The sequence below is a fragment of the Pseudomonas sp. NY15435 genome (assembly GCF_048068295.1).
Taxonomy (GTDB): domain Bacteria; phylum Pseudomonadota; class Gammaproteobacteria; order Pseudomonadales; family Pseudomonadaceae; genus Pseudomonas.
On sequence record NZ_JBLUQA010000006.1, the window covers coordinates 72,252 to 97,356 of the forward strand.

At 65.9% G+C, this 25,105-nt stretch carries 24 protein-coding genes; 11 read left to right on the top strand and 13 right to left on the bottom strand.

The annotated features are described in order from the left end of the window. The first annotated feature begins 21 nt into the window (after positions 1-21). Both ACNFH5_RS15720 and ACNFH5_RS15725 read left to right on the top strand, forming a co-directional pair. Positions 22-2,178: a type I secretion system permease/ATPase gene (locus tag ACNFH5_RS15720; RefSeq protein ID WP_416747430.1), complete on the top strand. Its 2,157-nt coding sequence runs from the start codon at positions 22-24 to the stop codon at positions 2,176-2,178. Further along, complete coding sequence (locus ACNFH5_RS15725) at positions 2,168-3,538, top strand: HlyD family type I secretion periplasmic adaptor subunit (protein WP_416747432.1); 1,371 nt, start codon at positions 2,168-2,170, stop codon at positions 3,536-3,538. The genes ACNFH5_RS15720 and ACNFH5_RS15725 overlap by 11 nt, the downstream gene beginning before the upstream one ends. A 216-nt stretch (positions 3,539-3,754) precedes the next feature. On the opposite strand, the gene ACNFH5_RS15730 is transcribed toward ACNFH5_RS15725, so the two are convergent. From ACNFH5_RS15730 to ACNFH5_RS15755, 6 genes are all read right to left on the bottom strand, one after another. Then, positions 3,755-4,396, bottom strand: coding sequence for an NAD(P)-dependent oxidoreductase (locus ACNFH5_RS15730; RefSeq protein ID WP_416747434.1), 642 nt, complete (start codon positions 4,394-4,396; stop codon positions 3,755-3,757). 113 nt (positions 4,397-4,509) lie between these two features. Beyond that, a complete protein-coding gene (locus tag ACNFH5_RS15735; protein ID WP_416747436.1) occupies positions 4,510-5,142 on the bottom strand; it encodes a potassium channel family protein in 633 nt (210 codons plus the stop codon). A gap of 72 nt (positions 5,143-5,214) precedes the next feature. Beyond that, positions 5,215-6,099: a 3-hydroxyisobutyrate dehydrogenase gene (gene mmsB / locus ACNFH5_RS15740; protein WP_416747438.1), complete on the bottom strand. Its 885-nt coding sequence runs from the start codon at positions 6,097-6,099 to the stop codon at positions 5,215-5,217. Between the two features lie 129 nt (positions 6,100-6,228). Beyond that, positions 6,229-7,332, bottom strand: coding sequence for an enoyl-CoA hydratase/isomerase family protein (locus ACNFH5_RS15745; protein WP_416747440.1), 1,104 nt, complete (start codon positions 7,330-7,332; stop codon positions 6,229-6,231). Positions 7,333-7,342: 10 nt separating this feature from the next. Next, positions 7,343-8,161 carry an enoyl-CoA hydratase gene (locus ACNFH5_RS15750; RefSeq protein ID WP_416747442.1) on the bottom strand — a complete coding sequence of 273 codons (819 nt, stop codon included), beginning with the start codon at positions 8,159-8,161 and terminating at the stop codon, positions 7,343-7,345. Between the two features lie 196 nt (positions 8,162-8,357). Next, entirely contained in the window at positions 8,358-9,521 is a 1,164-nt protein-coding gene (locus ACNFH5_RS15755; RefSeq protein ID WP_416747444.1) for an isobutyryl-CoA dehydrogenase, read from the bottom strand. 181 nt (positions 9,522-9,702) lie between these two features. On the opposite strand from ACNFH5_RS15755, the gene ACNFH5_RS15760 reads away from it, so the two are divergent. The 4 genes from ACNFH5_RS15760 to ung all read left to right on the top strand — a co-directional run bounded on the left by ACNFH5_RS15760 (position 9,703) and on the right by ung (position 12,848). Next, the gene (locus ACNFH5_RS15760) at positions 9,703-10,581 is read left to right on the top strand and encodes an AraC family transcriptional regulator (RefSeq protein ID WP_416747446.1); all 879 of its coding nucleotides are present in this window, start codon (positions 9,703-9,705) and stop codon (positions 10,579-10,581) included. Positions 10,582-10,620: 39 nt separating this feature from the next. After that, positions 10,621-11,439 (top strand): VanW family protein, encoded by an 819-nt coding sequence (locus ACNFH5_RS15765; protein ID WP_416747448.1) that lies wholly within the window; start codon positions 10,621-10,623, stop codon positions 11,437-11,439. Between the two features lie 98 nt (positions 11,440-11,537). Continuing rightward, positions 11,538-12,101 (top strand): hypothetical protein, encoded by a 564-nt coding sequence (locus ACNFH5_RS15770; protein WP_416747450.1) that lies wholly within the window; start codon positions 11,538-11,540, stop codon positions 12,099-12,101. 54 nt (positions 12,102-12,155) lie between these two features. Beyond that, complete coding sequence (gene ung / locus ACNFH5_RS15775; protein ID WP_416747452.1) at positions 12,156-12,848, top strand: uracil-DNA glycosylase; 693 nt, start codon at positions 12,156-12,158, stop codon at positions 12,846-12,848. 77 nt (positions 12,849-12,925) lie between these two features. Here ung and ACNFH5_RS15780 read toward each other — a convergent pair whose 3' ends face one another. The 4 genes from ACNFH5_RS15780 to ACNFH5_RS15795 are packed head-to-tail and all read right to left on the bottom strand — an operon-like array spanning position 12,926 to position 17,268. Then, on the bottom strand, positions 12,926-14,446 hold the full coding sequence (locus ACNFH5_RS15780; RefSeq protein WP_416747454.1) for a tripartite tricarboxylate transporter permease: 1,521 nt from the start codon (positions 14,444-14,446) through the stop codon (positions 12,926-12,928). Between the two features lie 10 nt (positions 14,447-14,456). Next, positions 14,457-14,924 (bottom strand): tripartite tricarboxylate transporter TctB family protein, encoded by a 468-nt coding sequence (locus tag ACNFH5_RS15785; protein ID WP_416747456.1) that lies wholly within the window; start codon positions 14,922-14,924, stop codon positions 14,457-14,459. A gap of 49 nt (positions 14,925-14,973) precedes the next feature. Continuing rightward, on the bottom strand, positions 14,974-15,951 hold the full coding sequence (locus ACNFH5_RS15790; protein ID WP_416747458.1) for a Bug family tripartite tricarboxylate transporter substrate binding protein: 978 nt from the start codon (positions 15,949-15,951) through the stop codon (positions 14,974-14,976). 27 nt (positions 15,952-15,978) lie between these two features. Then, a complete protein-coding gene (locus ACNFH5_RS15795; RefSeq protein WP_416747460.1) occupies positions 15,979-17,268 on the bottom strand; it encodes an OprD family porin in 1,290 nt (429 codons plus the stop codon). A 287-nt stretch (positions 17,269-17,555) separates the two neighbouring features. On the opposite strand from ACNFH5_RS15795, the gene ACNFH5_RS15800 reads away from it, so the two are divergent. Continuing rightward, positions 17,556-18,227: a response regulator gene (locus ACNFH5_RS15800; RefSeq protein WP_416747462.1), complete on the top strand. Its 672-nt coding sequence runs from the start codon at positions 17,556-17,558 to the stop codon at positions 18,225-18,227. Positions 18,228-18,240: 13 nt separating this feature from the next. Continuing rightward, complete coding sequence (locus tag ACNFH5_RS15805) at positions 18,241-19,626, top strand: sensor histidine kinase (RefSeq protein ID WP_416748074.1); 1,386 nt, start codon at positions 18,241-18,243, stop codon at positions 19,624-19,626. Positions 19,627-19,781: 155 nt separating this feature from the next. Here the strand turns inward: ACNFH5_RS15805 and ACNFH5_RS15810 are convergent, their stop codons facing one another. Further along, the gene (locus ACNFH5_RS15810; RefSeq protein WP_416747464.1) at positions 19,782-20,618 is read right to left on the bottom strand and encodes an HDOD domain-containing protein; all 837 of its coding nucleotides are present in this window, start codon (positions 20,616-20,618) and stop codon (positions 19,782-19,784) included. Between the two features lie 45 nt (positions 20,619-20,663). Beyond that, positions 20,664-21,599 carry a YgfZ/GcvT domain-containing protein gene (locus ACNFH5_RS15815; RefSeq protein ID WP_416747466.1) on the bottom strand — a complete coding sequence of 312 codons (936 nt, stop codon included), beginning with the start codon at positions 21,597-21,599 and terminating at the stop codon, positions 20,664-20,666. A gap of 170 nt (positions 21,600-21,769) precedes the next feature. Here ACNFH5_RS15815 and ACNFH5_RS15820 point away from each other — a divergent pair, with 170 nt between their 5' ends. Next, on the top strand, positions 21,770-22,024 hold the full coding sequence (locus ACNFH5_RS15820; RefSeq protein ID WP_416747467.1) for a succinate dehydrogenase assembly factor 2: 255 nt from the start codon (positions 21,770-21,772) through the stop codon (positions 22,022-22,024). Further along, positions 22,008-22,460, top strand: coding sequence for a protein YgfX (locus tag ACNFH5_RS15825; RefSeq protein WP_416747469.1), 453 nt, complete (start codon positions 22,008-22,010; stop codon positions 22,458-22,460). Before ACNFH5_RS15820 ends, ACNFH5_RS15825 begins: the two co-directional genes overlap by 17 nt. On the opposite strand, the gene nadB is transcribed toward ACNFH5_RS15825, so the two are convergent. Further along, on the bottom strand, positions 22,429-24,045 hold the full coding sequence (nadB, locus tag ACNFH5_RS15830) for an L-aspartate oxidase (protein ID WP_416747471.1): 1,617 nt from the start codon (positions 24,043-24,045) through the stop codon (positions 22,429-22,431). The two genes, ACNFH5_RS15825 and nadB, sit on opposite strands and share 32 nt — an antisense overlap. Positions 24,046-24,505: 460 nt before the next feature. Between nadB and rpoE the strand changes: the two genes are divergently transcribed. Then, positions 24,506-25,090, top strand: a complete 585-nt coding sequence (gene rpoE / locus ACNFH5_RS15835; RefSeq protein WP_024765535.1) for an RNA polymerase sigma factor RpoE — start codon at positions 24,506-24,508, stop codon at positions 25,088-25,090. Positions 25,091-25,105: the final 15 nt, after the last annotated feature.

Here is a 25,105-nt window from a genome sequence, read left to right on the forward strand (position 1 = left end):
CCTGCTTAAGAGAGCATCCGCGTGGATCAAGAAGTCAGCGAAGTACCCCTAAGCCACGATCCGCGCGGTCTGCTTGACGACCCGCTGCTGGACAGCCTGTTGACGCTCTGTCAGCTGCACCAGAAGCCGGCCAGCCGCGCCATGCTCACCAGCGGCCTGCCGTTGCCCGGGCAGCGCCTGTCCGCCGAGTTGCTGCCGCGTGCGGCGGCTCGCGCCGGCCTGCAGGGGCGCCTGCTGCAGCGCAAGCTGGAGCAGATTCCCGCACTCGCCATGCCCGCCATGCTGTTGCTGCGCGAAGGGCGTTGCGCGGTGCTGCTGGGTTGGGAGAGCAATGGCGATGCGCGCCTGCTGCTGTCCGAGAGTGACGGCGGTGAAGTGCGTGTCACCCGCGAGCTGCTCAGCGAGGACTACGCCGGCCAGGCGTTCTTTGCCCAGCCGCAGCACAAGTTCGATCTGCAGCACGGCGAGCTCATCCCGCGCGCCAAGAGCTGGTTCCGCGACACCCTGAAACGTTCGCGCTGGCTCTACGTCGATGCCGTGGCCGCGAGCCTGCTGATCAACCTGATCGCCCTGGCCGCGCCGCTGTTCGTCATGAACGTCTACGACCGCGTGGTGCCCAACCAGGCCGCCGCCACCCTCTGGGTGCTGGCCATCGGCATCAGCGGCGCCTACCTGTTCGACCTGCTGCTCAAGACCATGCGCGGCCTGTGCCTGGACCTGGCCGGCAAGAAGACCGACCTGATCATCTCGGCGACGCTGTTCGAGCGCATCGTCGGCATGAGCATGAAGTACCGCCCGGCGCGGGTCGGCTCGTTCGCCCAGAACATCCACGAATTCCAGACACTGCGCGACTTCCTCAACTCGCTCACGCTGACCACCCTGATCGACCTGCCGTTCACCCTGCTGATCCTGCTGGTGATCGGCATCATTGGCGGGCCGCTGGTGTTCGTTCCGCTGGTGGCTTTCCCGCTGGCCGCGGGCCTGGGCTGGCTGCTGCAGAAGCCGCTGGTGGAAACCATGAACCGCACCATGGCGCTGGCGGCCGAGCGTCAGTCGAGCCTGATCGAGACCCTCGCCAGCCTCGATGCGGTGAAGGTCAACAACGCCGAGAGCGAGCGCCAGTACCTCTGGGAGCAGACCATCGGCACCCTCAGCCGCCTGGAACTGCGGGTCAAGCTGCTGTCGACCCTGGCGATGAACATCACCGTGCTGATCCAGGCGCTGGCCGGGGTCATCATGATCATCGGCGGCGTCTACCTGATCATCGCCGGCGACCTGTCCATGGGTGGCCTGATCGCCTGCTACATGCTCAACGGCCGCGCCCTTGGCCCGCTGACCCAGCTCTCCGGGCTGATCCAGCGCTACCAGCAGGCGCGCCTGTCCATGGCCACCACCAACCAGATGATGGAGCTGCCGCAGGAGCGCAACGCCGACGAACGTCCGCTGACCCGCTCGCAGCTGCGCGGCGGCATCGAGATGCGTGGCCTCGACTTCGCCTACCCGAACCAGCAGGTCGCGGCGCTGCACGGCATCAACCTGCAGATCCGCGCCGGCGAGAAGATCGGCATCATCGGTCGCAGCGGCTCGGGCAAGAGCTCCCTGGCCAAGCTGATCGTCGGCCTGCACCAGCCCGAGAACGGCAACCTGCTGGTGGACGGCGCCGACGTGCGCCAGCTGGACATCAGCGAGCTGCGCCACAACATCGGCTACGTGCCGCAGGATATCTCCCTGTTCAGCGGCACCCTGCGCGACAACCTGGTCAGCGGTGCGCGCTACATCGATGACGAACGCGTACTGGAAGTGGCCGAACTCACCGGCGTGAACGAGTTCGTCCGCCTGCACCCGCAGGGCTATGAACTGCAGGTCGGCGAGCGCGGCCACAACCTCTCCGGCGGCCAGCGGCAGAACGTCGCCCTGGCCCGCGCGCTGTTGCTCGACCCGCCGATCCTGCTGCTGGACGAACCCACCAGCGCCATGGACAACGCCGGCGAAGAGCGCCTGAAAGCGCGCCTGCAAGCGATCATGGGCGAGAAGACACTGCTGCTGGTCACCCACCGTGCCTCCATGCTCAGCCTGGTGGACCGTCTGGTGATCGTCGACAAGGGCCGCATCATCGCCGACGGTCCCAAGGACGTGGTCATGGATGCACTGAAGAAGGGGCAGATCAGTGTCGCTTAATCCTCTGGGCAGTATCCGCCACTCTGTCCGTGGCTATTTCAAGGGCGGCGACAACCTCGCCGGCCAGCCGCTTCCGGAGGTCAGCAAGGCGCTGATCGAGGACGCGCCGCGCGTGGTGCGCCTGACCATCTGGATTCTGATCGGCTTCGTCGCTTTCCTGCTGCTCTGGGCACACTTCGCGCAGATCGACGAAGTCACCCGTGGCGAAGGCAAGGCAATTCCCTCGTCCAAGGTGCAGAAAATCCAGAACCTGGAAGGCGGCATCGTCTCGCAGATCTTCGTTCACGAAGGGCAGGTGGTGCAGGCCGGCGAACAGTTGATGCGCCTGGACCCGACACGCTTCCAGTCCAACGTCGGCGAGACCGAGGCGGACCGCCTGGCGATGTTTCTGCGGGTGGAGCGGCTCTCCGCCGAAGTGGAAGAGCGCCCGCTGAATATCCCCGACGACGTGCGCGCCAAGGTGCCGGGTCAGGCCAGCAGTGAAGAAGCGCTGTTCCACAGCCGCCAGCAGCAGCTCAAGGACGAAACCGACGGCCTGCAACAACAGCTGGTGCAGAAGCAGCAGGAGCTGCGCGAGTTCGTCTCCAAGCAGGCGCAGTACCGCAACAGCCTGAACCTGCTGCGCCAGGAGATTTCCATGTCCGAGCCACTGGTGGCCCAGGGCGCCATGTCCCAGGTGGAGCTGCTGCGCCTGAAGCGCGGTGAAGTGGAGAACCGTGGCCAGCTCGACGCCACTACCCTGGCGATCCCGCGTGCCGAAGCGGCAGTGAAGGAAGTGGAGCGCAAGGTTGCGGAGACCCAGTCGCGCTTCCGCAGCGACGCGCTGAAGGAGCTCAACGAAGCCCGCACCGAACTGAGCAAGGCCACGGCCACCGGCAAGGCGCTGGAAGACCGCGTCAGCCGCACCCTGGTCACCTCGCCGGTGCGCGGCATCGTCAAGCAGTTGCTGGTGAACACCATCGGCGGCGTGATCCAGCCGGGCAGCGACCTGATCGAGATCGTCCCGCTGGACGACACCCTGCTGGTGGAAGCGCGCATCCGCCCGCAGGATATTGCCTTCCTGCGTCCCGGCCAGCACGCCATGGTCAAGTTCACCGCCTATGACTACACCATCTACGGTGGTCTGCAGGCGGACCTGGAGCAGATCGGCGCCGACACCGTCACCGACGATGACGGCAATAGCTTCTACCTGATCAAGCTGCGTACCCGCAAAAGCCACCTGGGCACGGACGACAAGCCGCTGCTGATCATCCCCGGCATGATTGCCACCGTGGACATCATGACCGGCAAGAAGAGCATCCTCAGCTATCTGCTCAAACCCATCCTGCGGGCCAAGGCGGAAGCGCTGCGGGAGCGCTGATCGATTGCTGTGGCAATGGTGAAGCAGGCGTCCTGCGAGACCGGACCAGCTCCGGTGTTGCCCGTTGCGTAGGAGCGGACTCCGTCCGCGATCTCTCAACCCTTGCGGGCTGGCTTGGCCAGCCTTTCGCGAGCAAGCTCGCTCCTACAAAAGGGCGCCACACGGCAAGCCAGGTACCTGTAGGAGCGAGCTTGCTCGCGAACCCGCCCAACGCCATCAATAAGCGACAGTAAACCGCTGCTGATGATGGTTGGCCTGCTCGGCCTCGTCGATCATCGCCACCGCCAGGTCCGGCAGGGAGATGCGGCTCTCGCCGTTAGCGTCGAACAGCACCTGGTCGCCACCGATGCGGAAGCTGCCGGTGCGGGTCTCGCCATCCAGCAGCATCGCCGGGCTGAGGAAGGCCCAGTCCAGATCCTTCTCGCCGCGCAACTGATCCAGCGCGTCGGCGGCGCCGAGCGCGCCCTGTTTCCACTGCTCGGGAAATTCCGGGCTGTCCACCAGGCGCTGGCCGGGGGCGATTTCCAGGCTGCCGGCGCCACCGAGCACCAGCAGGCGCTTCACGCCGGAGGCCTTCACCCCGTCAAGGATGGCGCGGCTGCCCTTGGCGTGGGCTGTGCGGATATCCGGGTTGCCCCAACCGGCATTGAATGCGCTGACCACAACATCCTGGCCGGCTACTGCACGGGCTACCTGAGCCGGGTCGTAGATGTCAGCCTGGACCACCTTGAGGTTGTCGCGCGCCGGCAGTTTCGCCGGGTCGCGTACCAGCGCGGTGACCTGGTGGCCGCGGCGCAGGGCTTCTTCGAGGAAGTAATGGCCGACGTGGCCGGTGGCGCCGATCAGGGCAATGTTCATGGGAATCACCTTTGTGGGATGTCTGGCCGCACGGTGGCGGCGGGTGATTCATCTTCGGTGTTGGGCAGGTCTGGATAAACGGCCGCAGCGGTTATGCACTCGTAAGCCAGGCTTCACAATTCCTCGCTCCGATCACTCATCAGGCTCAGCCCCCTGGCCACCGCCAGGGCGATGAACAGTGCGCCCATGATGGCCTCCGTACCGGCTAGCAGACGGGCCAGCGGCAGCACTGGGGATATGTCGCCGTAGCCGATGGTGGTGAGGGTGATCATGCTGAAGTAGATGAAACTGTCCAGGTGCAGCGGGCCGGTGCCGTTGAAGCTGCTCGGCCATAGCTGCTCGATGAAGTTGTAGGCGAAGGCAAACACCAGCACGAAGTTCAGGTAGAGCGAGCACAGGCCGTAGAGCAGTTCGCCGGTGACCGGTCGCTCCTGGGTGACGCGGCGGAACAGCGCCGCTACCAACAGCAGGTAGAAGCACACCTGGGGAATGCCCTGGTGCAGCAGGGGCCGCAGGTGCCAGTCGCTGGGGATGAATTGCATGCACAGGCTGAACAGGCCGGCCACGCAGATGAAATAGAACAGCGGGCTGCGGCTGCGCAGGGTGTTGAGAGCGGCCAGCACCATCAGCACCAGGCTGCCGAGCTCCAGTGGCAAAGGCGGCGAGGGGAAGGCCAGCACCGTCACGACCAGGATGATCGAGCCCAGCAACAGGCGGAAGCGGTAATGCAGCAGGAAGCGTTTCAAGGGTGACGGCGCCCGGGAGTCGCGGAGGCGCCAGTCTGGTCGAGAGTGCTGCCTGTCAGCCATACCTGACCTTCAGTTATCGAAAAGCTTCTGCACGACCGAGAAGTCCTGCTCGCCATGACCCTGCTTCACCAGCAGCCGGTACATGGCCAGGGCCAGGCTGCCCATGGGCGTGCTGTTGCCGCTGACCTGCGCAGTTTCCTGCGCCAGGCCCAGGTCCTTGGTCATCAGTGCGGCCATGAAGCCGCCGGTATAGCCGCGCGAGGCGGGGGCGTTTTCCATCACGCCGGGCCAGGGGTTATAGACCTCCAGCGCCCAGTTGCCGCCGGAACTGCGGCGCATGATTTCCGACAGCACGACCGGGTCGAGCCCGTTGGCCGCGCCCAGGGCCAGGGATTCGGCGGTGCCGATCATCAGCACGGCGAGCAGTTGGTTGTTGCACACCTTGGCGACCTGTCCGGCACCGTCGCCGCCGGCGTGGAAGATGTTCCGGCCCATGGCGGAGAACACCGGGCGAGCCCGCTCCAGCACCTGTTCAGCGCCGCCAACCATGAAGGTCAACGTGCCGGCGATGGCACCGCCGGTGCCGCCGGAGACCGGCGCGTCGAGCATGGGGATTTTCAGTTCGGCAGCAGCCTGGTGGACTTTGCGCGCCGAGGCGGGCGCGATGGTGGAGCACTCCAGCACCAGGGTGCCGGGGGCGATGTGCGCGAGCAGGCCCTCGTTACCGAGGTACAGCCCCTCGACGTGCTGGCTGGCCGGCAGCATGGTGACTACTACGTCGGCGCCATCCACCGCGTCGTGGGCGCTGCGGGCGGCACTGGCGCCCTGGGCGACCAGGCCGTCGATGGCACTCTGCACCAGATCGAACACGCGCAGCAGGTAGCCGGCCTTGATCAGGTTGGCGGCCATGGGGGCGCCCATGTGGCCGAGGCCGATGAAGGCGATGGTTTGCATGCTGGTTTCCTCCTGTTGGACCACAGGCACTCCAGCGCAAGGCAGATACCTGTAGGAGCGAGCTTGCTCGCGAACCGGCCTCGCAGCGAAGCTGTTCGCGAGCGAGCACGCTCCTACAGGGAGGGCACCCTACAGATCCGCCAGCGGATGCTCGCCCTCCCAGGTCGCGTCGAAGTGCGCATTCACCACAGCATCAGGTATGGCAGCGATATCCGGCCAGTGCCAGTGCGGGGTGTTGTCCTTGTCGATCAGCCGGGCCCGCACGCCTTCGGGGAATTCCGGGTGGCGGCAGCAGTTCAGGCTCATTGCGTACTCCATGCGGAACACCTCGGCAGTCGACAGATGGCGCGCGCGGCGGATCTGCTCCCAGACCAGATGAGCGGTCAGCGGGCAGCCAGAGGCGAGGGTCTTCGCCCCGCGGGCGATCAGGGCGTCCTCGTCGTTGGTCAGGGCGGTCAGGGCGTTCCATGCCTCGGCAATGTTGGCGCTGTCGAGCACCGCATCCAGGCGCGCGCGGCGCGGCAGCAACTGGGCTTCGGGCATCTCGCCACGGGCTTCGTGTTCCAGCGCCTGGAGCAGGCTGTGCAGTTGCACGTCGGTCTGGTCGCGCCAGTTCAGTTGCACCAGGCCTTCGATCAGGTCCTCCTGCTGGGTGTCGAGCAGGAAGCGGTCGGCGAGGTCCAGGTCCAGCGCATCGCGGGCGTTCATCTGGGTGGCGGTCAGCCCGAGGAACAGGCCGAGGCGGCCGGGAAGACGGGCGAGGAACCAGCTCGCGCCGACATCCGGGTACAGGCCGATGTTCACCTCCGGCATGGCCAACCGGCTGCTCGGCGTGACGATGCGCACACCGGCGCCCTGCATCAGGCCCATGCCGCCGCCCATCACGTAGCCATGCGCCCAGCAGATCAGCGGTTTGGAATAAGTGTGGATGAGGTAGTCCAGGCGGTACTCGTCGGCGAAGAAGCGGCGGGCCAGCTCCGGCACTTCGCCGGGTTGCTCGCGGCAGGCGTCGACCAGCTTGCGCACGTCGCCGCCGGCGCAGAAGGCCTTGCCGCCGTTGCCGCGCAGCACCACGCAGGCGATCTGCGCGTCATCCTGCCAGACGCGCAGCTGGTGGTTCATCGCCTCGATCATCGGCAGGCTCAGGGCGTTCAGGCTCTTCTCCGCGTCCAGCGTCACCACGCCGATGCGGAAGCCGTGAAGGCCGGGGCGTTCTTCGAACATCACATTCATGGTCGGGGCCTTATTGGTTGCGCCAGTGCGGATCGCGTTTTTCCAGGAAGGCGTTCACGCCCTCGCGGGTATCGTCGGCGTCGAACAGGTCGACGAAGCGCTCGCGTTCCTCAGGCAGCCAAGAGGTCGGCCCGCGTTCGCGGGCGCCCTGGATCAGCGGCTTGATGGTGCGCACCGCCACCGGGCTCTGCCGTGCGACCTTGGCCGCCAGCAGCAGGGCGGTGCCGCGTGCTTCGCCGGTATCGACGACTTGCTCGACCAGGCCGATGCGCAGCGCAGTGTCGGCGTCGACGCGCTCGCCGCAGAGGATCATGCGCTTGGCCCAGCCTTCGCCCACCAGCCACGGCAGGGCCTGGGTGCCGCCGGCGCAGGGCAGCAGGCCCACGGTGGCTTCGGGCAGGGCCATCTGCGCCTGGCGCTCGGCGATGCGGATGTCGCAGGCCAGCGCGCATTCCAGACCACCGCCCATGGCGTAGCCATTGATCGCGGCAATGGACACGCCGCGGAAGTCGCGCAGCGTTTCGAAGGCTTCGCCGAAGCGACGTGCCATCTCGCGGGCACGGGCCTTGTCGCCGTCGGCAAACATGTTCAGGTCAGCGCCGGCGGAGAAGAATTTCGGGCCCTGGCCGGTCACCACCAGGGCGTAGATGTCATCGTCGCGGTTCAGGTGCTCGACCACCTGGCGCAGGCCGATCAGCGAGTCACGGTCCCAGGTATTGGCCGGCGGGTGGTTGATGGTGATCAGCGCGGTATGGCCGTGCTTTTCCACCGTCAGCTTGTGGGTCAGGTCGAAGACTCCGGGCTTGTAGGGTTCCAGGGCGTTGCTCATGGGCATCTCCTTGTCGGTCATGGGCATGGACTCTAGGTGCGCGCGGTAGGGCGCGTCCATGTCCGATCTGTTCGATCGCACCCGCGCAGGCGGGCGGTTTTTCCAGTGCCGGGCTCTTTGTAGGAGCGAGCTTGCTCGCGAACCAACCTCGCTGCGGAGATTGTTCGCGAGCAAGCTCGCTCCTACAGGGAAGGCGTCACAGCAAACGGTCCAGCATTCCACCCTGCTCCAGCAGGCGACGGGCGACGATGACCCGCATGATCTCGTTGGTGCCTTCCAGAATCTGGTGCACGCGGCTGTCGCGCACCCAGCGCTCCAGCGGGTAGTCATTGAGGTAGCCGTAGCCGCCGTGCAGTTGCAGCGCCTCGTTGCACAGGGCGAAGCAGCGGTCAGTGGCGAAGCGCTTGGCCATGGCGCAGTACAGGGTTGCCTCGCCGTCCTTGTGGTCCAGCTTGTGCGCGGCCAGGCGGACCATCTGCCGGCTGGCGGTGAGGTCGGTGAGCATGTCGGCGAGCTTGAACTGCAGCGCCTGGAACTCGGCCAGCGCCTTGCCGAACTGCTTGCGCTCCCCGACGTAGCGCAGCGATTGCTCCAGCGCGGCCTGGGCTGCGCCGAGGGAGCAACTGGCGATGTTCAGGCGGCCGCCGTCCAGGCCCTTCATGGCATAGACGAAGCCCTGGCCTTCCGGGCCGATGCGATTGCCGGCGGGGATGCGCACGCCCTCGAAGGTGATGGTGCGGGTCGGCTGCGCCTTCCAGCCCATCTTGTCCTCGTTGCGGCCGTAGCGGATGCCTTCGGCGTTGGCTGGCACCAGGAAGCAGGAGATGCCCTTGGCACCTTCCTCGCCGGTGCGCGCCATGACGATCAGCACGTCGGTGGCGCCGGCGCCGGAGATGAAGGTCTTGGCGCCATCGAGTACGTAGTCGTCACCGTCACGTTTGGCGCGGGTGCGCAGGCGGGCGGCGTCGGAACCGGCGTCTGGCTCGGTAAGGCAGTAGGAGGCCAGCAGTTCGCCGCCGATCAACCCCGGCAGCCACTGCTCCTTGAGCGCGGCGTCGCCGAAGCTGGCGAGCATCCAGCTGGCCATGTTGTGGATGGTCATGTAGGCAGTGGTGGCGACGCAGCCGGCGGCCAGTTGCTCGAAGATCAGCGAGGCGGACAGGCGCGACAGGCCCAGCCCGCCGTCCTCCTCGGAGATGTACAGGCCGAGGTAGCCCTGCTCGGCGGCGCGGCGGATCACGTCCACCGGGAAGTGGTGCTGGCGGTCCCAGTCGGCGGCGTGGGGCGCCAGTTCGCGGCTGGCGAAGGCGCGGGCGCTGTCCACCAGCAGGCGTTGTTCTTCGGACAGATCGAAATGCATGCAGCTACCTCTGTTTGTTCTTGTCGGCTACCGCTTCGCGCTTTTGGCGCGCGCTCTCTTTGGCAAGGAAGCTCTCGGGTAAAGAGTCCTTCGGTTATAGCCGTTGCGACATCGGCTGTGGATTGACGATCTTGTGCTGGGGATGGACGATCTTGGCATTGTTGCCGCCGGAATCGCTTCCATGTCCCGCCCACTGATCTCCACCTGGCCGCTGCCACAGCAGGGCGTGCGCTTCATCACGCCGCCGCGCCTGCGCCGCGCGCTGGACCGCCATCCGCTCGGCCAGGCTTGCTATCCGCTGGCCCTAGGTTATTACCCGGCGGCGGTGGGGCACCGCATGGAGCGGGAGGACCCGGACGATCACCTGCTGATCTACTGCAGCGCCGGGCAGGGCTGGCTGGAAACGGCGGATGGACGATTCGAGGTTGCCGGCGGTGACCTGCTGGTGCTGCCCAAGGGGCGCGCCCACGCCTACGGGGCCGACTCGCAGCGACCCTGGTCGATCTTCTGGGTACATCTGGAAGGTCGGCTGGCCGAGGACTTCCTGCGCCCGCTGGGCAAGTCGCCGCGCCTGCGCGTGGGCGTGCAGCCGCGCATACTGGGAGAGTTCGACGCGCTCTTGGCGCTGCGTCGCCAGGGCCTGAGCCTGCCGCACTTCATCCATGCCGCCCATCTGCTGCAGAGCCTACTGACTTCCCTGGCCCTGCGCCCCGCGCGGGCGAGGTTGAAATCCGGGCGCGTGCTGGACGTCGAGGCGGTGCAGGCAATGATGCACGAGCACCTGCACGATGCTCTGAACCTCGACGAGCTGGCGGCGCAGTTCCGCCTGTCACGCTTTCACTTCGCCAAGACTTACCGCGCACTGACCGGCCAGGCGCCGATCCAGGATTTCATCCGGCTGAAGATGACCCACGCCTGCCGCCTGCTCGACCAGGGCAACCTGGAAGTACGCCAGGTTGCCGAACAACTGGGCTACGCCGATCCGTACTATTTCTCGCGGCTGTTCAAAAGCGTGGTGGGCATGGCACCCAGTCATTACCGGGCGCTGCACCAGGGATAGACTGGGCTTTTGCATCGATCTGCTGGGAGCTCCATGGCAATGCGCAAACCCCTTTCCCTTTACCATCCTTGGTTATATGCCTTGCGGGTTTGGCAACGTCGTGTGTTCCGGAGTTGCCGCTGGTACCTGTCGAATACTCCTTACGCCGGGTATCGGTCCGAGCAGCGCTTGCCGTTTCGCTACATCAAACACACCTCCAAACTGATCCGGAAACTGGGCTCCAGTGATCTGGAGTTGCAGCACAACAAGGTGATCAATCTGCGCTTGGCCGTCGACTGCATGAATGGCGTACAGATAGGGCCGAGCGAGTACTTTTCCTTCTGTCGACTGCTGGGCCGCCCCACTGCCCGCCGCGGTTTCGTGGAAGGCATGGAGTTATCCTTCGGTGAGGCGAGAAGGGGGGTTGGCGGTGGTATCTGCCAATTGAGCAACCTGATCCACTGGATGGCTTTGCACTCGCCCTTGAAGGTCGTGGAACGAGCCAATCACAGCTTCGATCCCTTCCCCGACGACGGCAGGATTTTGCCTTTCGGTTCGGGGGCGGCGATTTTCTATAACTTCATCGACCTGGTGCTGTTCAACCCAACGGAGGAGACATTTCAGTTCGACCTGCGCGTGGCGGAGCATCAATTGGAGGGGGTACTGCTGTGCAGCGCTGAGCGTCCCCTCCGCTATCACGTCTACCAGCGCAATCATCGATTCCTGAAAGCCGGTGAAGACGTCGTCCGGGAAAATGAAATCTGGCGCGATATTCGGGAAAAAGGCCAGCAAGGGACACTGCTGGCGAGCGAATGTCTTTATCGCAATCGCGTACGGGTAAAGTACCCGATCGAAGACGAGCGACTTTCGGGCACCTGAGAATGGCGCGCGGCGTCGCCTGCGCTGGCGTGTCCGACCGTGCGCACGGCAGCGTGGCTCGCTAGTCTTTGCCGACTACCCGGAGAAGGACCCGCCCGATGCTGCCCGTGATCGCCTTACTGCTGCTGACCCTGGCATGCACCATCGCCACCTGGCTCGCCCTGCGCGAGCAGATGCGCTGGCGGGCGCTGGGTTTCCTGTCCATGGGTATCGCGGCGCTGCTGGGTGCACTGGAATATGGTGGCGCCGATGGGCTGGCCGACCCGCATCACGTGGCTAGCGTAGTGTCCGGCGCCGTGAGCCTGCCATTGATCGCGCTGGGGCGTCTGTCCGGCGGCCCCGGCCGGCAAGCGCTGGTGCTGGTGGTCTGCGTGTTGCTGGTGTTCCTGTCGCAGCTCTCGCTGGTGAGCAACCTGATTGCGCTGCTGGTCATCGCCTGGCCCGGCCGTTCCCGGCGCTATGGGCTGGCCCTGTTGGGCGCGCTGCTGTTCATCGGCGCCGGCCTGCTGATCGGCACCCGCGGCGAATTGGCCGGTATACCGCGCCGCGAACTGTTCCACCTGGGGCTGACGCTCGCGGTGGTGGTGTGGGTTCTTGCCGGCCTGGGTCGCGGTGCGCCGCGTTTGCCAGGCGCCTGGGCGACGCGGCGCAAGTCGCCTTGACTTGGTCGGGGCGCTTGCTTAGCGTGCCGGTTCGTTTCACCAGGCAGACGCACCATGACCAACGAAGATCGGATCAAGCTGGAACCCAGCTGGAAAGAAGCCCTCCACGAGGAATTCGAAAAGCCCTATATGAAGCAGCTGGGTGAATTCCTGCGTGCGGAGAAGGCTGCCGGCAAGGTGATCTTCCCGCCCGGCCCGTTGATCTTCAATGCGCTGAACAGCACGCCGCTGGAGCGCATCAAGGTGGTTATCATCGGCCAGGACCCGTACCACGGCCCCGGCCAGGCTCACGGCCTGTGTTTCTCGGTGCAACCGGGCGTGCCGACGCCGCCGTCGCTGCAGAACATCTATAAAGAGCTGCAACGCGACCTCAACCTGCCGATCCCCAACCACGGCTACCTGCAGCACTGGGCCGAGCAGGGCGTGCTGCTGCTCAACACCTCGCTGACCGTCGAGCAGGCAAACGCCGGCTCCCACGCGAAAGCCGGCTGGCAGCCTTTCACCGACCGGATTATCGAAGTGGTCAGCGAGCGTTGCGAGAACCTGGTGTTCCTGCTCTGGGGCTCCCACGCGCAGAGCAAGCAGAAGCTGATCGACCCGCAGAAGCACCTGGTGCTCAAGTCCGCACACCCCTCGCCCTTGTCGGCCTATCGCGGCTTCCTCGGCAACGGCCACTTCAGCCGCACCAACAAATTCCTCGAACAGCACGGCCTTACGCCCATCGACTGGTCGCTGCCGCCGGTGTGACCCGCAAAAAAAGAGGCCCGCACGAAGGCGGGCCTTGAAAGTCGCCGCGCGTCTCGACGCGGCGAGCGTGGTTGCTTTTACGCGGCGTCAGCCAGCGCCTCGCGGGAGCGGCGAGCGCGCTTGCGCCAGGCGCGGTAGAGCGGCAGGCCGAGCATCAGCGCGACCAGCGCCCAGGTGCCAAGGGCGATGGGGCTGGACCAGAGGATGCCCAGCTCGCCATTGGAGATGGACAGCGCGCGGCGCAGGTTCTGCTCCATCAGCCCGCCGAGGATGAAGCCCAGCAGCAGCGGCGACAGCGGGAAGTCCAGCTTGCGCAGGATGTAGCCGAGGATGCCGATGGCGACCATCAGGAACAGGTCGAAGGTGGTGGCGTGCACGGCATAGACGCCGATGGCGGTGATGATCGCGATGCCCGGCACCAGTGCCCAGTTCGGCACCGAGAGGATGCGGGTGAACACCCGGACCATCGGCACGTTGAGGATGATCAGCATGACGTTGGCGATGAACAGCGAGGCGATCAGGCCCCAGACGATGTTCGGCTGTTCCTGGAACAGCAGCGGGCCGGGGGTGATGTTGTACAGGCTGAGCGCGCCGATCATCACCGCGGTGGTGCCCGAGCCGGGCACGCCGAGGGTCAGCATCGGCACCAGCGCGCCGCAGGCGGAAGCGCCGATGGCGGTCTCCGGGGCTGCGAGGCCGCGCAGATCGCCCTTGCCGAACGTGCCCGACTCACCGGCCATCTTCTTCTCGGTCATGTAGGCCACGGCGCTGGCCAGGGTCGCGCCGGCGCCGGGCAGCACGCCCATGATGAAGCCGAGCAGGCCGCAGCGCAGGTTCACTACCGCCACCGAGGCGGCTTCCTTGGCGTTGAACAGCATGCGCCCGCTGGCCTCGACCATCTTGTGGCCGTGGTGGGTCTTCTCCAGTAGCAGGAGGATTTCGCTGACCGAGAACAGACCCAGTACCAGCACCACGAACTGGATGCCGTCGGAGACGTGGATGTTGTCGAAGGTGAAGCGGTACACGCCACTGTTGGCGTCGATCCCGACACTGGAGAGGAACAGCCCCAGCAGCGCCGCCAGCAGTGTCTTCAGCGGTCGGTCGCCGGCCAGGCCGCCCAGGGCGACGATGGCGAAGACCATCAGCACGAAGTATTCCGCCGGGCCGAAGGCGATCGCCCATTTCGCCAGTAATGGGGCGAACAGCACCATGCCGCAGGTGGCGATGAAGGCGCCGATGAACGAGCTCCAGGCCGACAGCGACAGGGCCACGCCGGCCAGGCCGTTGCGGGCCATGGGGTAGCCGTCGAGGGTGGTCATCACGGTGGAGGCTTCGCCGGGGATGTTCAGCAGGATCGAGGAAATCCGTCCGCCGTACTCGCAGCCCAGGTACACGGCGGCCAGCAGGATCAGCGCCGACTCCGGCGGCAGGCCGAGGGCGAAGGCGACCGGGATCAGCAGGGCCACGCCGTTGATCGGGCCCAGGCCCGGCAGCAGCCCGACGACGGTGCCGATCAGGGTGCCGATCAGTGCGGTGATCAGGTTGTAGGGGCTCAGGGCAACACCGAAGCCCTGGCCGAGGTAGCTCAACGTATCCATGATTCAGTCCTCAGAGCAGGGGATCGAGGATGCCCAGCGGCAGCGGGACGTCCAGAGTGCGGTCGAACAGCACGTAGAGGCCGATGGCGAGCAGCGTGGCGGTGATGACGCTGGCCACCGGACGACCGCCGTAGATCAGCGCGATGAAGGTGCCGATCAGGGCGCTCGCCGGGATGAAGCCCAGCGGCTCGAACAGGCCGGCATAGACCGCCAGCAGGACGACGCAGAGCACCACCTTGCCCAGCAGTGCGCCTTCCAGTGCGGGCTCGTCGTCCTCGCGCTTGATCGGCGTGGGCCGCACGATCAGCCAGGCGAGGCCGGCGGCCATCAGGCCCAGGCAGAGCAGCGGGTAGGCACGCGGGCCGACCGGTTCGTAGGAAAAGGGCGCCTGGAGCTGCCAGGCGATCAGGGCGAAGGCGACGCAGGCGAACAGCCAGGCGCCGGCGAACAGCCGCTGGAAGAGGCTGGTACGGGACATGGAGAGTCTCCTTGCGCCGCCTTCGCTGAAGGCGGCGCCGCACGGGGCGTTACTGGATGAGGCCGAACTCGCGGGCCAGCTGCTTGTACTGGGCGACCTGCTGCTTCACGTAGGCGTCCAGTTCCGGGCCGGTCATGGCGAAGGGGAACAGCTCGCGCTGGTCGCGCAGCTTGGCGAAGTCTTCCGAGGCCAGCAGCTTGTCGAAGGAGGCCTTCCAGAACTGGTAGTCCTCGTCGCTCACCTTTGGCCCGACGTAGAAGCCGCGCACCACCGGCCAGACAATGTCGAAGCCCTGCTCCTTGGCGGTGGGGATATCGGCCATGCCTTCATCCTTCAGACGCTCCTCGGAGAACACCGCGAGGATGCGCATCTTGCCGGCGCGGATGTGCGGCATGGAGTCGGAGATGTCCGTGCTGCCTACCTGGATGTGCCCGCCCAGCAGCGCCGTGGCGATCTCGCCGCCGCCTTCCAGGGCGACGTAGCGCAGCTGCTTCGGATCGATGCCGGCCGCCTTGGCGATCAGCGCGGTCTGCATCCAGTCCTGGCTGCCGACGGTGCCGCCGGAGCCGATCACTACCTTGCCCGGATCAGCCTTGAGCGCGGCCACCAGGTCGCTGAGGTTCTGGTACGGCGAGTCACTGGGCACGGCGATGGCGCCGTAGCTGGTGCCCACGGCGGCCAGCCACTTCACGGCGTTCTCGTCGAAGCGGCCGAACTTGCCCTGGGCCAGGTTCAGCAGCGAGCCGCTGGAGAAGGCGGTGATGGTGTTGCCGTCGGCCGGGCGCTGGGCGACTACCGCGTTGTAGGCCACGGCACCGACGCCGCCGGGCATGTAGGTGACGCGCATCGGCTTGGTCAGCAGCTTCTCGTCCACCAGGGCACTCTGCGCCAGCTTGCAGGTGAGGTCGAAGCCGCCGCCGGGAGAGGCCGGGGCGATGCATTCCGGGCGCTTGGGCTCGGCCATCAGTTGGCTGGCGGCGACCAGGGTGGCGCCAGCGAGTGTCAGGTTGCGCAGGACGGTGGACATGGGGCAATTCCTCTTATTGTTGTCGGTTTACCAGATCGCCAGGGAGTAGCTGAGGTAGATACGCGTCTCGTCGGCATCGCGCGCGAAGCTCGAGCGGTAAGTGGCGTTGCGTACGCGCACTGCCACATCCTTGAGCGGGCCGCTCTGGATCACGTACTTGATGTCGGTGTTGCGCTCCCATTCCTTGCCGTGACCGTCCATGCCGTTGATTTTGGCATTGTCGCCGCTGATGTAGCGATTCATCAGGGTCAGGCCGGGGAGGCCGAGGCCGGCGAAGTCGTAGTCGTGGCGGACCTGCCAGGAGCGCTCGTCGGTCTCGGCGAAGTCGCCGACCTGGACGAAGTTGACGAGGTAGGGGTTGCTGCCGTCGATGTAGGGGAAGGCGCTGTCGCCGCTCATCTGTTGCCAGCCGAGGCTGAACTTGTTGGCGCCCAGGGCGTAGCCAAGCATGCCGTTGAAGGCGCGGTTATCGATCTCGCCGCCGCGCGCCTCGCCCTGGTCGTCGCTGATGGCCAGGCGTACATCCGCGCTGAACTTGCCGGGGCCGAGCGGGTAGCTGGCGAGCAGGCCGACGAAGTGCTGGCGGTAGACCTCGTCCAGCTGCGCATAGTGGTAACGGCCGGTGAGGTTGTCGGTGAACCTGTAGTCGCCGCCGGCCAGGTCGTAGTGCTTGCCCTCGGCGCTGCCGCCGGAGAAGCGGCGGTTCTTGTTGTTCAGCGCAAGGTCGGTGTAGTCGGTGGAATCGCGGTCCTTGACCTTCTCCAGACGCCCGCCGGTGAAGTTCAGGCCCGGCAGGTCGGTAGAGTTGAGCAGGCCGCCCTCGAAGGTCTGCGGGAACAGACGGCTGTCGTTGGGCTGCAGGGTCGGCAGGTCGGGGATCAGGCTGCCGATCTTCAGCTCCGTCTCGGAGGCCTTGAACTTGGCGGTCAGGCCGAGCTTGCTGTACTCGTCGGCGGCGCGGCCGTCATCGTGGGTCGGCAACAGGCCGGTGCCGGTGCGGTCCGGGGAAGAGTCGAGCTTCAGGCCGAGCATGCCCATGGCATCGAGGCCGACGCCGATGGTGCCGGGCGTGTAGCCGGACTGGAAATCGAGGATGAAACCCTGAGCCCACTCCTCGCGCTTGGACTGGCCGGCGCCGTCGCGGAAATCACGGTTGAAGTAGATGTTCTGGGTGCTGAGCGTGGCGCTGCTGTCTTCAATGAAGCCGGCGGCTTCGCACAGTGGGGCGACCCCGGCGAAAGCCAGCAGGGCGGGCGTCAGACAGCGGGAACTGGGCTTGGTGAAAGCCGGTGCAGCCAAAGGCCGGGCGGTGGGCATCTGTGGTCTCCGTTCTTGTTGTTGTCGCGAAAGGGCACCACGCCGCCTTCCGCTCTGCTGACGGTCTTCGCCGTCGTCGAGTCCGCTGCTCCCGCCGTTGCGCCTGGGCAGTCGGCGCTGAAAAAAACGGGGTTGGGAGGCGGCTCGTTGGCGATGCTAACGGGCTAAGCTTTCGCCAGGCTTTCAGTCTCCTTTCGCAGTGATTTCAGCGAATTTCCCCCATTCACAGCGGCGCGCGGATGGGTAAACTGCCGGCCCGAACCTGTAGTCCGAAGGGGTAGTCCCACGTGCGAATCCTCCTGGTTGAAGACCATCCGCAACTTGGCGAAAGCGTGGCCCAGGCCCTCAAGGGCGCGGGTTGGACGGTGGACCTGCTGCAGGACGGCGTGGCCGCCGATCTGGCCCTGGCCAGCGAGGACTATGCGTTGGCGATCCTCGATGTCGGCCTGCCACGGCTGGATGGCTTCCAGGTGCTGGCGCGGCTGCGCGAGCGCGGCAAGACCCTTCCGGTGCTGATGCTCACCGCCCGCGGCGAAGTGCGCGACCGCGTGCACGGGCTGAACCTGGGCGCCGACGATTACCTGGCCAAACCCTTTGAACTCACCGAGCTGGAGGCGCGGGTGAAGGCCCTGCTGCGCCGCAGTGTGCTGGGCGGCGAACAGCAGCAACGTTGCGGTGAGCTGGTCTATGACCTCGGCGCGCGGCGCTTCACCCTGGCCGAGCAGGCGATGAACCTGACCTCCCGCGAGCAGGCTGTGCTCGAAGCCTTGATTGCCCGGCCGGGGCGGGTGATGAGCAAGGAGCAGTTGGCAGCGCAGGTATTCGGCCTCGATCAGGACGCCAGCGCCGATGCCATCGAGATCTACGTCCATCGCTTGCGCAAGAAGCTCGAAGGCAACTCGGTGCGCATCGTCACCTTCCGTGGCCTGGGCTACCTGCTCGAGGCCCAGGATGGCTGAACGGCGCTGGGTGCTGCCCGGCACGGGAAGCCTGCGCGGACGCCTGCTCTGGCGCCTTGGCGGCCTGCTACTGGTGCTGCTGCTGATCGGCAGTGCGGCCACCTACTGGCGCGCCCGGCATGCCGCCGACATTGCCTATGACCGCACGCTGCTGGCCTCCGCCCGCGACATCGCCGACGGGTTGTATGCCAGCGACGGCACCCTGCGCGCCAACGTGCCGTACGTGGCGCTGGATAGCTTCGAGTACGACAGCGCCGGGCGCATCTTCTACCAGGTCATCGACCCCCAGGGAAAAATGATCTCCGGCTACGAGAACCTGCCGGCGCCGCTGCCGACTACACCGCGCACCGACGATTATCCCGCGCTGGCCAAGTTCTACGACGCCACCTACGAAGGGCAGGGCGTGCGGGTGGTCAGCCTGCTGCAGCCGGTGAGCCAGCCGACGGTCAACGGCATGGCGGAAATCCGCGTCGCCGAAACCATGGGCGCGCGGGAGCGGCTGGCGCGCAACCTGCTCGCCGATACCCTGCTGAACCTCGCGCTGTCGGCCATCGCCGCACTGATGATGGTCTGGTACGCCGTGAGCGCCGGCCTGCGCCCGCTCGACCGATTGCGCGAGGCGGTGGAGGAGCGCCAGCCGGACGATCTGCGCCCGCTGCCGGAAGTCCGCGTGCAAAAGGAACTGCGCCCGCTGGTGGCGGCGCTCAACCACTTCACCGTACGCCTGCGCGGGTTGTTCGACCGTCAGTCGCAGTTCATCGCCGAGGCTTCCCATGAGCTGCGTACGCCGCTGGCGGCGCTCAAGGCGCGGCTGGAGCTGGGCCTGCGCGAGCAGGACCCTCAGCAGTGGCGCGCGACGCTGGCCGAGGCCGTGCAGAACACCGACCGAGTGACCGGCCTGGCCAACCAGTTGCTATCCCTGGCGCGGGTGGAAAGTGGGGCGCGAGCTATCGCCGAAGGTGCGGGGGAGAGCATCGAACTCTGCCAGCTGGCGCGTGAGCTCGGCCTGGCCCTGGCGCCGCTGGCCTATTCACGCGGCGTGGCGCTGGCACTGGAGGCGGACGAGCCGGCCTGGGTGAGGGGCGATCCGACCCTGCTCAACGAATTGCTCAGCAACCTGGTGGATAACGCCATCGCCCATGCACCGGCGGACGGCAATGTGATCATCCGCGTGCGTTCGCCGGCGGAGCTGGAGGTCGAGGACGACGGCCCGGGCATCCCGCCGGAAGAGCGCGACAAGGTGTTCCGCCGCTTCTACCGCCGCCGCCAGCAGGGCACCGGCCTTGGGCTGGCCATCGTCGGCGAGATATGCAGTGCGCACCGGGCGCGTATCGAACTTGGTCAGGGCGAGCTGGGCGGCCTGTTGGTGCGGGTGACCTTCCCGGCGGAAAACGCCTGAACCGGAAACGCGAAACCCGCCGATGAGGGCGGGTTTCGGTGTGGCCTGTAGGAGCGAGCTTGCTCGCGAACCGAGCCTTCCCGCAACGCCGCTGCCTTGCGGGTTCGCGAGCAGGCTCGCTCCTACGAAGAGCAGGGGTTTCCGGGCGTTTCCGGTTACTGCAACATGCTCATGGCCGCTTCCATGGCGGCGGAGAGGTCTTCGTCCTCCTTCACATCCACCTTCGGGTCCAGGCCCAGCTTGGCGAAGGCCGGGATGGTCGCCCAGTCCAGCTCGGTGTAGGGGTGCTGGCTGCCGAGGTAGCTCTGCAGCGTGGCGACCTGGACGATGTCCACATAATCGACCTTGGCCGAGTCGCGGCTGAAGTCCAGGTGCTGGCCCGGCACGGCGGCGATCGGCGCCGGAAAGTCCCAGGCCTTGAGGATGCGGTCGCCGATGACCGGGTGTATGCGCTCGATCACGTGGTTGAGGCTGATGGAGTCGGCCAGCAGCTCGCTGTGTTCCTCGGCGTAGGTGAGGATCGGCAGCACGCCGATCTGGTGCACCAGGCCGGCCAGGGTTGCCTGATCCGGCGCCAGGCGGGTGTAGTGGCGGCACAGGGCGTGGCAGATGCCGGCGATCTCGGTGCTCTTGTTCCACACCTCGCGCATCTTGCGGTCGACCACATCGGAGGTGGCCTGGAACATCTGCTCCATGGCCAGGCCAGTGGCCAGGTTGCAGGTGTAGTTGATCCCCAGGCGGCTGATCGCCATCTGCAGGTCGGTGATTTCCTTGTTGGTGCGCAGCAGCGGGCTGTTCACCACCTTGATGATGCGCGCGGTCAGGGCGGCGTCGTTGCCGATCACCTTGGCCAGATCCTGGATGCTGATGTCCGGGTCTTCCGCCGCTTCACGGACGCGCAGGGCGACTTCCGGCAGCGTCGGCAGCACCAGTTCATCGTTGTCGATGGCCCGCAGCAGTTCCTGTTGTACTTTTTCGGCAAGCTTGCTCATGAAGTGTCCTTCAGGGAAAGCCGGGCTCCCCGCCCGGCACGAAATTCAGCGCTGGATCTCGCGGTCGCTGTCCAGAACGTAAGGCAGGTCCAGCAGGCGCAGGGGCTGGTCTTCGCCCAGGCGCACATTGCCGTCGGCGACGGCGTCATCCTGCAGCACGGCGAGCAACTCCACGCCGTCAGCCGCGCGGGCAGCCAGTACCACTTCGCCGACGCTGGTGGAGTGCACCGGCGAGAACAGCTCGCGGCCTGGCTCCGGCAGTTCCGCGCCATCGAGTTTCAGGCGCTGCAGGCGGCGCTTGAGGCGGCCGAGGTACTGCATGCGCGCGACGATTTCCTGGCCGGTGTAGCAGCCCTTCTTGAAGCTTACGCCGCCCACGGCCTGCAGGTTGATCATCTGCGGGATGAACAGCTCGCGGGTGGCGCCGAACACCTGGCCGACGCCGGCGCGCACCTGGCCAAGCAGCCAGTCGTTGAGCTCGGCGTGGGGCAGGCGGGCCTGCAGCAGGTCGGCAATGGCGGCGGCGCGCTCGGCCGGCACCCAGAGTTCGACGCGGCCCTGGCCGAGGCCGATGGCGATCAGGCCGTCGGCCCGCGCCACCTGGTCGGCTTCGCCGGACAGGCTCAGGCCCAGTTCGGCGAGTACCGCATCGGCGCCGCTCAGGCCGTAGCGCGCCCACTGGGTACTGTCATCGGCGAGGGTAGCCTTGGAGAACACGGCGTACTTCTTCAGGTCCGCCAGCTGGCTGTCCAGCAGGTCGTTGGCCATGGCCAGCAGGAAGCCATCGCCCTCGGCGAGGATGCGGAAGCTGGAGGTCATGCGGCCCTTGGGCGTGCAGCGGGCGCCGAGGCTGGAGTATTCGGCGTTCAGGTAATTGAGGTTGCAGGTCAGCTGGCCCTGGAGGAATTTGGCGGCGTCCGCGCCACGGACGGCGAGAATCCCTTCGTGATTGAGTTCGGTATAGAAAGCAGAGTCGGTCATCACGATTCGCTGGAAGAAAGTTAGGGGCCTCATGATAGAGCTCAGGCCTTGCCTTGTCAGCGGGTGCCGGGGGAGCCGAGCATGCGTATAATGCCGCTCGGCTCGCGCCGTCCGTCGACTTCGCGAGCGACAAGACGTATTCGCCCGCTGTTAATCGAGGTGCCCCGCAGATGACCGACGAAATCGAACTCAAACGCCTTTTCTGGCACAGCCGCCGCGGCATGCTGGAACTGGACGTCCTGCTGGTGCCCTTTCTCCAGGAAGCCTACCCGGGTCTGCCCGCCGAGGATCAGGCGCGCTTCCGCAAGCTGCTGGAGTGCGAGGACCAGGACATGTTCGGTTGGTTCATGCAGCGCGGCGAGCCGGAAGATGCCGACCTGCGCATCATCGTTCGCATGATCCTGGACCGTGTCCAGCCGAAGTGACCCCTTCGAATGCCGCTGGCAACCGTCCATCGGTTTGCTGGCGGCCTACCTCACCGCGCAATCCTGCGCCGTCCTGGCGCTGCTGCTCGCGGACATTGCCCTTCACTGGAAAACGCTCGGCCTGAGCCTCTGCCTGCTGCATGCGTGCTGGGTTGTGCCGGGGCGAATTCTATTGCGCACGGCGGCTTCGGTGCGTGCGCTGCGCCACAATGCCGAGGGCTGGCAGTTGTGGAGCGAGCGGGAGGGATTTCAATCCGTGCAGTTGATGCCGGACAGCCTGGCGCTGCCTTGGTTGATCGTCCTGCGCTTTCGTCGCTCCGGTGACTGGCTGGCTCGCAGTGTCTGCGTTCCGGCCGATGCCCTGGCGCCGGAATTGCACCGGCGCCTGCGCGTGAGGCTGCGCTTCAGCCGCAATAGGTGGGCGGCGCCAGGATAGTGTCGCGGGCCTCGGGCAGCAGGTCCGGGTAGTCCAGCGTGTAGTGCAGGCCGCGGCTCTCGTGGCGCTGCATGGCGGAATTGATGATCAGTTCGGCCACCTGCGCCAGGTTGCGCAGCTCGATCAGGTCGCGGCTGACCTTGTAATTCGAATAGAACTCATCGATCTCGTCCAGCAGCAGGCGGACCCGGTGCTGGGCACGCGCCAGGCGTTTGTTGGTGCGCACGATGCCCACGTAGTCCCACATGAAGCGCCGCAGCTCGTCCCAGTTGTGGGCGATGATTACGTCTTCGTCCGAGTCGGTTACCTGGCTGGCGTCCCAGCAGGGCAGCGCGACCAGGGCCTGGGCCTTGGGCAGTTCGGCAAGAATGTCGGCGGCGGCGGAGCGGGCATAGACGAAGCATTCGAGCAGCGAGTTGCTGGCCATGCGGTTCGCGCCGTGCAGGCCGGTGAAGGTGGTTTCGCCGATGGCATAGAGGTTCGGCACGTCGGTGCGGCCGTGGGAATCCACCACTACGCCGCCGCAGGTGTAATGCGCGGCCGGCACCACCGGGATGGGCTCGCGGGTGATGTCGATGCCGAAGTCCAGGCAGCGCTCGTAGACGGTGGGGAAATGCTCGCGGATGAACTCGGCCGGCTTGTGGCTGATGTCCAGGTAGACGTAGTCGATACCCAGGCGCTTCATTTCGTGGTCGATGGCGCGGGCCACCACGTCGCGCGGGGCGAGTTCGCCCAGGGCGTGGAAACGCGGCATGAAGCGTTCGCCGTTGGGCAGGCGGAGCAGGGCGCCTTCGCCGCGCAGCGCCTCGGTAATCAGGAAACTCTTGGCCTGCGGGTGGTACAGGCAGGTCGGGTGGAACTGGTTGAACTCCAGGTTGCCGACCCGGCAGCCCGCGCGCCAGGCCATGGCGATGCCATCGCCGGAGTTGCCGTCGGGGTTGCTGGTATAGAGGTAGACCTTGCTGGCGCCGCCGGAGGCGAGCACGGTGAAGCGCGCGCTGAAGGTGTCGACTTCGCCGGTGGAACGGTCCAGCACGTAGGCGCCGAGACAGCGCTGGCCGTCCATCCCCAGTTTCTGCTCGGTGATCAGGTCGACGGCGACCCGTTGCGACAGCAGTTCGATGTTCGGCCGCTGCCGGGCCTGTTCCAGCAGGGCGTTGAAGATCGCGGCGCCGGTAGCGTCAGCGGCGTGGATGATCCGGCGATGGCTGTGGCCGCCCTCGCGGGTCAGGTGGAATTCGAAGCCGCCGTCCTCACGTCCCGGCTCGTGGTCTCGGGTAAAGGGCACGCCCTGTTTGATCAGCCACTGGATGGCCTCGCGGCTATGCTCGACGGTGAACTTCACTGCGTCTTCGCGGCACAGGCCGGCGCCGGCGACCAGGGTGTCCTCGACATGGGACTCGACGGTATCGGTGTCATCCAGCACGGCGGCGACGCCGCCCTGGGCCCAGAAGGTGGAGCCCTGGGACAGTTCGCCCTTGCTCAGCACGGCGATCTTCAGGTGCGAGGGCAGCGTCAAAGCCAGCGTCAGGCCGGCGGCCCCGCTGCCGATCACTAGGACATCGTGCTGGAAATGCTGACTCATACCCGGCTCCACAAAATGGCGCCCTAGTATATAGAAGGGGGGCACGGCACAATACTGGCGAACCGATGACACCGAAGACGCGTACAGCGGGACGGCAGTCGCAGGGCGGGAGGCATTCTCCCCCGCTCAAGCTGGTCTGGCGGGCGCCAGGGTGTCATCGAAGTCGTTGAAGGATCACGGCAAATCACCGGAACTTTTTCAGGAGATCCGGTTCGAACTCGGAATACCCAATCCACTTTTCGCGCAGATTGACATTGCGCGGAAGGGGAGCGGGTGTTCCGCCCGGTACAGTTGAATTTGACGGGCTTCGGACGCATGTCGGGGTCCGGTTGCCGCAAATGTGAAAAAACTGTGCGGCGTACGCTTGGAGGGGAGAACTTTTGCAAAAGACCCGAGTCTATCTTGGCAGGACGATTCACCAGGGTGCTCGAAGCTCCTCCAGGCTTGTAGAGGAGCATTCATGCTAACCCAGGAAACGGATCAGCAACTGGTTGAACGGGTACAGCGCGGAGATAAACGGGCATTTGACCTGCTGGTGCTGAAGTATCAGCACAAGATTCTGGGGCTCATCGTGCGATTCGTGCACGACGCCCAGGAAGCCCAGGATGTTGCACAGGAAGCATTCATCAAGGCGTACCGCGCCTTGGGCAACTTCCGGGGTGACAGTGCCTTTTATACCTGGCTGTACCGTATCGCCATCAACACCGCGAAGAACCATCTGGTTGCGCGCGGTCGGCGGCCGCCGGACAGCGATGTCACGGCAGAGGATGCGGAGTTCTTCGACGGCGATCATGCCCTGAAGGACATCGAGTCGCCGGAAAGAGCCATGCTGCGGGATGAGATCGAGGAAACCGTCCATCGCACCATCCAGCAGCTGCCCGATGATTTGCGCACGGCTTTGACCCTGCGTGAGTTCGAAGGACTGAGTTACGAAGATATCGCCACCGTGATGCAGTGTCCGGTGGGGACCGTCCGCTCACGGATCTTCCGTGCGCGGGAAGCGATCGACAAAGCTTTGCAGCCTTTGTTGCATGATGAAGTCTGATACAGCGGCAGAAGC

Excerpts from the sequence above, each read along its gene's own strand:
- ACNFH5_RS15755 (WP_416747444.1), bottom strand. The coding sequence starts at position 9,521 with ATGCATTTCGATCTGTCCGAAGAACAACGCCTGCTGGTGGACAGCGCC.
- ACNFH5_RS15745 (WP_416747440.1), bottom strand. The coding sequence starts at position 7,332 with ATGAATGTGATGTTCGAAGAACGCCCCGGCCTTCACGGCTTCCGCATC.
- mmsB (WP_416747438.1), bottom strand. The coding sequence starts at position 6,099 with ATGCAAACCATCGCCTTCATCGGCCTCGGCCACATGGGCGCCCCCATG.
- ACNFH5_RS15810 (WP_416747464.1), bottom strand. The coding sequence starts at position 20,618 with ATGAGCAAGCTTGCCGAAAAAGTACAACAGGAACTGCTGCGGGCCATC.
- ACNFH5_RS15760 (WP_416747446.1), top strand. The coding sequence starts at position 9,703 with ATGTCCCGCCCACTGATCTCCACCTGGCCGCTGCCACAGCAGGGCGTG.
- ACNFH5_RS15765 (WP_416747448.1), top strand. The coding sequence starts at position 10,621 with ATGCGCAAACCCCTTTCCCTTTACCATCCTTGGTTATATGCCTTGCGG.
- ACNFH5_RS15785 (WP_416747456.1), bottom strand. The coding sequence starts at position 14,924 with ATGTCCCGTACCAGCCTCTTCCAGCGGCTGTTCGCCGGCGCCTGGCTG.
- ACNFH5_RS15820 (WP_416747467.1), top strand. The coding sequence starts at position 21,770 with ATGACCGACGAAATCGAACTCAAACGCCTTTTCTGGCACAGCCGCCGC.
- ACNFH5_RS15730 (WP_416747434.1), bottom strand. The coding sequence starts at position 4,396 with ATGAACATTGCCCTGATCGGCGCCACCGGCCACGTCGGCCATTACTTC.
- ACNFH5_RS15790 (WP_416747458.1), bottom strand. The coding sequence starts at position 15,951 with ATGTCCACCGTCCTGCGCAACCTGACACTCGCTGGCGCCACCCTGGTC.
- ACNFH5_RS15750 (WP_416747442.1), bottom strand. The coding sequence starts at position 8,161 with ATGAGCAACGCCCTGGAACCCTACAAGCCCGGAGTCTTCGACCTGACC.
- ung (WP_416747452.1), top strand. The coding sequence starts at position 12,156 with ATGACCAACGAAGATCGGATCAAGCTGGAACCCAGCTGGAAAGAAGCC.
- ACNFH5_RS15795 (WP_416747460.1), bottom strand. The coding sequence starts at position 17,268 with ATGCCCACCGCCCGGCCTTTGGCTGCACCGGCTTTCACCAAGCCCAGT.
- ACNFH5_RS15770 (WP_416747450.1), top strand. The coding sequence starts at position 11,538 with ATGCTGCCCGTGATCGCCTTACTGCTGCTGACCCTGGCATGCACCATC.
- ACNFH5_RS15815 (WP_416747466.1), bottom strand. The coding sequence starts at position 21,599 with ATGACCGACTCTGCTTTCTATACCGAACTCAATCACGAAGGGATTCTC.
- rpoE (WP_024765535.1), top strand. The coding sequence starts at position 24,506 with ATGCTAACCCAGGAAACGGATCAGCAACTGGTTGAACGGGTACAGCGC.
- ACNFH5_RS15780 (WP_416747454.1), bottom strand. The coding sequence starts at position 14,446 with ATGGATACGTTGAGCTACCTCGGCCAGGGCTTCGGTGTTGCCCTGAGC.
- nadB (WP_416747471.1), bottom strand. The coding sequence starts at position 24,045 with ATGAGTCAGCATTTCCAGCACGATGTCCTAGTGATCGGCAGCGGGGCC.